The organism is Streptomyces sp. NPDC005899 (assembly GCF_040629645.1).
Lineage (GTDB): Bacteria > Actinomycetota > Actinomycetes > Streptomycetales > Streptomycetaceae > Streptomyces.
Window position 1 is genome coordinate 1 of sequence record NZ_JBEXWB010000481.1, and the last position, 3793, is coordinate 3793.

Annotated in this window: 2 protein-coding genes; both read right to left on the reverse strand. The window is 70.6% G+C overall.

Features of this window, described 5'->3' with window-relative positions; genetic code table 11:
• Positions 1-44: 44 nt before the first annotated feature.
• The gene (locus tag ABZ371_RS30215) at positions 45-1391 is read right to left on the reverse strand and encodes a lysine N(6)-hydroxylase/L-ornithine N(5)-oxygenase family protein (RefSeq protein WP_358685579.1); all 1347 of its coding nucleotides are present in this window, start codon (positions 1389-1391) and stop codon (positions 45-47) included.
• A gap of 771 nt (positions 1392-2162) precedes the next feature.
• On the reverse strand, positions 2163-3023 hold the full coding sequence (locus ABZ371_RS30220; protein WP_358685581.1) for a DUF4097 family beta strand repeat-containing protein: 861 nt from the start codon (positions 3021-3023) through the stop codon (positions 2163-2165).
• Positions 3024-3793: the final 770 nt, after the last annotated feature.

Sequence of the window (3793 nt, forward strand, 5' to 3'; positions counted from 1 at the left end):
CCCGCCGGCACCGCCGGCGGGACGTCCTGGTGGAAGGTGCGGGATCAGCTCGTGCTCTCGCCGGCCGCCACCGGCGTGCGGTGGATCAGCGCGCGTTCCGTCCTCCGCTGCTCGATCGACTTGACGATCTCACCGCTGCGGATGGCGAGGTTGGAGAGCAGGGACGAGGTCAGCCCGTGGGTGTGTTCGGTCCCGCCCTGGAGGTACACGTCGAACGGGAGGGCGCCGGTGGTGGCGATCCGGTAGTTGCGCTCGACCCGGTGCAGGCCGTTCTGGTTGCGCAGGAAGTGCTGGTCGAGGTCGCCGAGCAGCCTGCTCGGCTCCATGGAGTCGTAGCCGGTGGCGAAGACGAGCGCGTCCGTCTCCAGCTCCCGCGACTCGCCCTCGACGAGGGATCTGAGGGTCACCCTGGTCTCCGTGCCCGCACGCCGGACGGCGGCCACCCGTGTCAGGTTCAGGAACTGCAGGCGCTTGTGGCCGCTCACGTCCTCCTGGTAGGAGCGCTTGTGCAGGTCCCTGATCAGTTCGTCGTCGACCACCGAGTAGTTGGTGTTCCTGTGGTACCGCCAGAACGCCTCTCGGGTCAGCTCGGTGCCGAAGTAGTAGTCGTCGACCGCGCTCGGGTCGAAGACCTGGTTGGCGAAGGGGGTGTCGTCCGCCACGGAGTACCCGTAGGACGGGATGACCGCCGTCACCTGTGCGTGCGGCAGCATGTCGTGGAAGAAGCGTGTTATCTCCGCCGCGCTCTGTCCGGCGCCCACCACCGCGACGTTCTTGAGGTCGTCGCCGTTCAGCCCCCGGAAGCGCTCCAGCAGATCCGAGCTGTGCCACACCCGTTCGTCCCGCTGGATTCCCTCGGGCATGCGGGGGACGAGTCCCGTCGAGATCACCAGGTTGCGGGCGTTGACGATCCGCGTGCCCGACCCGCCCGTGTCCCTGACTTCGACCTGCACGTGGTCCGGCCTTCCGGGGCCGGAGTTCTCCGGAAGCCGGAGACCGGTGACCTCGGAGCCGTACGAGACCTGGTGGCTGAAGTTCGACTCGACCCACTCCAGGTACTGGTGGAATTCCTGGCGGGTCGGGAAGAAATCCTGGTTGTTGACGAACTGGGTGAGCCGGCCGACCGAGTGCAGATACGACACGAAGCTGTGCCGCGACAGCGGATTCCTGAAAGTGACGAGGTCCTTCAGGAAGGAGATCTGCATGGTCGTGTGGGGCAGCAGCATGTTGCGGTGCCAGCCGAAGGACGGCTGACGTTCGAAGAACGCGGCTGTCAGGGGCTGCCCCGGGATGCCGCCTCGGTGTTCTTCCAGGGCGACGGCGAGAGACAGATTCGACGGTCCGAATCCGACGCCGACCAGGTCGTAGGTCTCGATCTCAGAAGTACCCATGGAAAATTCTCCCGTTGGCGTGGCTGTGACAGGGCTGCCGCGGAATCTTTTACGAGTTAATTACCGTAATCGAAGAGGACGCAGGCCGGGAATACCGGTGCTCCGTAACGCGACTGCGGGTCTCGAACAAACTCGCCATTTGCCCGGGAGGCGTGCGCTGTTATTTCTCCGGAACTCACCGGGGCGCCAACTTAGTGCGCCTCGGATTCCTCTTCAAGGGCCTGTGGCGTTCCCGGGTGCGGCACTGTCCTGTCGACGGGACAGGGTGCGATCACGGGGAGTTCCACGGTACCGCCGGGCGGGCCCCGGGCCCGCCTCCGTGCGGGCGGCGCCCGGCCCGGGTCCGGGAGTGCCTCGGCCCCCGGGTGCACTCTTCGTCCCCCGGCGTACGGGCCGAGGCGGACGCCGGCGTCCGGGCCGAGGCCGGGCGCCGGGGCCCGGGCGGCCGCCGTGCGCGACCGGCCGGTCGTGCCGAGCCGGCGTGACCGTGTCGGCGCGCCGGGTCGTTCGGTGCCACCGCAGCCCGTGCGCCGGGTCGTTCGGCGGCACCGCAGCCCGTGCGCGGCGCGCCGGTACCTCCGGTCGGCACGGGGGCGCGAGCGTGCTGTCCTGCTCGCGCCTGGAGTTGCGACGGACGGGACCGGGGCGTCGTACGCTCGGACGGTGAGGCGCCCGGCGTCACGGCACCCGGTGCCACGTGGTGGCCGAAAAGCGTCCTTCACGGGTACGAGAGCCGCGCCGTCCTCCCGGTCCGGCCGGCCGGCGGGCCTGTCACGGAGCGGATTCGGAGGGTGATCGGCGGATCACTATGTCGCCGATGACCGTGCGGGCGTGTACGTGGACATGCTCCTCGGACATCGTCCGGTCCTCCAGGAGTGAAAGGGACCTGTACACCTTGCCCGCTCCGCAGTCCAGGTCCAGCTGGGCGGTCGTGCCGTCGGCGATGCCGATGTCGATCTCCCCGAAGGTGGTTCCGGCCGAGACCGATCCCCGGACCACCTCCTCCAGGCGGATGTCGCCCTGGGTCGTCCGGACCTCGACACCCGCGTGGGCGGAACCGATGCGGATGTCACCCACGTCGGCGTGGGCGCGGGCGATTCCGGTAACGTTGCCTATCTCGATGGAGCCGTCCCCGGTCGTCCGGAGGGTCGCACGGCCGTCGATCCGGCGGATCCGCACGTCGCCGCTCTCGGCCGTCGCCTCGACGCCCCCGGTCACGTGGTCGACGTCGATCTCACCGAGGGCGGAGTTCAGGCGTACCGTGCCCGTGCGGTCGAGCCGGATGTGGCCGAGCCCGGTCGCGAGACGGCACTCGCCCAGTGTTCCCTTGGAGCGGAAGTCCGTGGCGACCGCGTCACCGTGAATGCTGGACCCGGTGGGCAGTTCGACGACCAGGCTGACCGCGCCGGCCGCGCCGGAAGCCTCGCGCGGCTCCGGCACGCTCACCAGCAGCCGGCCGCCGGCGTAGTCGACACGGGCGCTCTCGGCCGTGCGGACGTCGGCCGGGTCGGCGGGGTCTCGTGGGTACAGGTCGACCGTGGTCGCCCCCCGGTCCGTCGTGATGAAGAGGGCCTGACCGAATGTCAGCTTGAGGGCCGCCCGGATCGGCCCGGGGGTGTCGAACGTCAACATGACCAGGCCCTCCCCGAGGCGCCACCGCGACCGTGCGACGACCGCGGCGGTGGGGCGGCCCGGTGCGGGCGTGATGTACGACCGGATCGGGCGGCCGCGGGGGCACGGCTGTGCCGCCGGGCACCGGAGCCGTCGTCGCGGGCGGGGCCGGGCGGAGCGGCCTCCGCGACCCAGGGGGGCCGTCGTGCGCCTGCCCTTCCCTCGCTGCCCGGGAACCGTGCCCGGTCGTGCAGTAGATCCCTGCCGAGCCTCACCACGTCCGACACCTCGCCGTTCGCTGTGGCGCCGCGTCGGATCGCGCGATGCCTGCCGTCTGTATGCCGTGCCGTGCGGTTCGGACCGGCGATGCCGCCGCGGCGTGGGGCCGCGCATCGGACGCGTGGAGGGAGGCCCTGGGCCCTGCGGCCCGCCTGTGACGCCATATGGCGCCATGCTAGCGGGGTGACAGGTATCCGAGGAGTAGATGTTCGGACACGGTGGGTGAAGCGCTTTTTGGCGTGAGCACGGCGTTCTCCGCCCTCGATCAGGGGTTCCCGAGAGGGGTGTCTGTCGGTCCGGAGGAAACGCGTGCGGGCGCACGGACGGAGGGCGGAAGTGTCGCGGCATATCTGTGCGCCATGTTGGCGTCACGTGGCCCGAGCGGGAGTGGTGAGGCCGTCCGTCGCGTGCCGCGACCGTCCGCCGAGCAGCATGGGGGACGGGGCGTCTCGGGCCCGCGTGCGACGCGGCCGCCGCTCCGGGCCGGGAAGCGACCGAGGGGCGCCCGGGAA

What these genes read in the sequence shown, in the direction of transcription:
- ABZ371_RS30215 (WP_358685579.1), bottom strand. Translation starts at nt 1,391, where the DNA reads ATGGGTACTTCTGAGATCGAGACCTACGACCTGGTCGGCGTCGGATTC.
- ABZ371_RS30220 (WP_358685581.1), bottom strand. Translation starts at nt 3,023, where the DNA reads ATGTTGACGTTCGACACCCCCGGGCCGATCCGGGCGGCCCTCAAGCTG.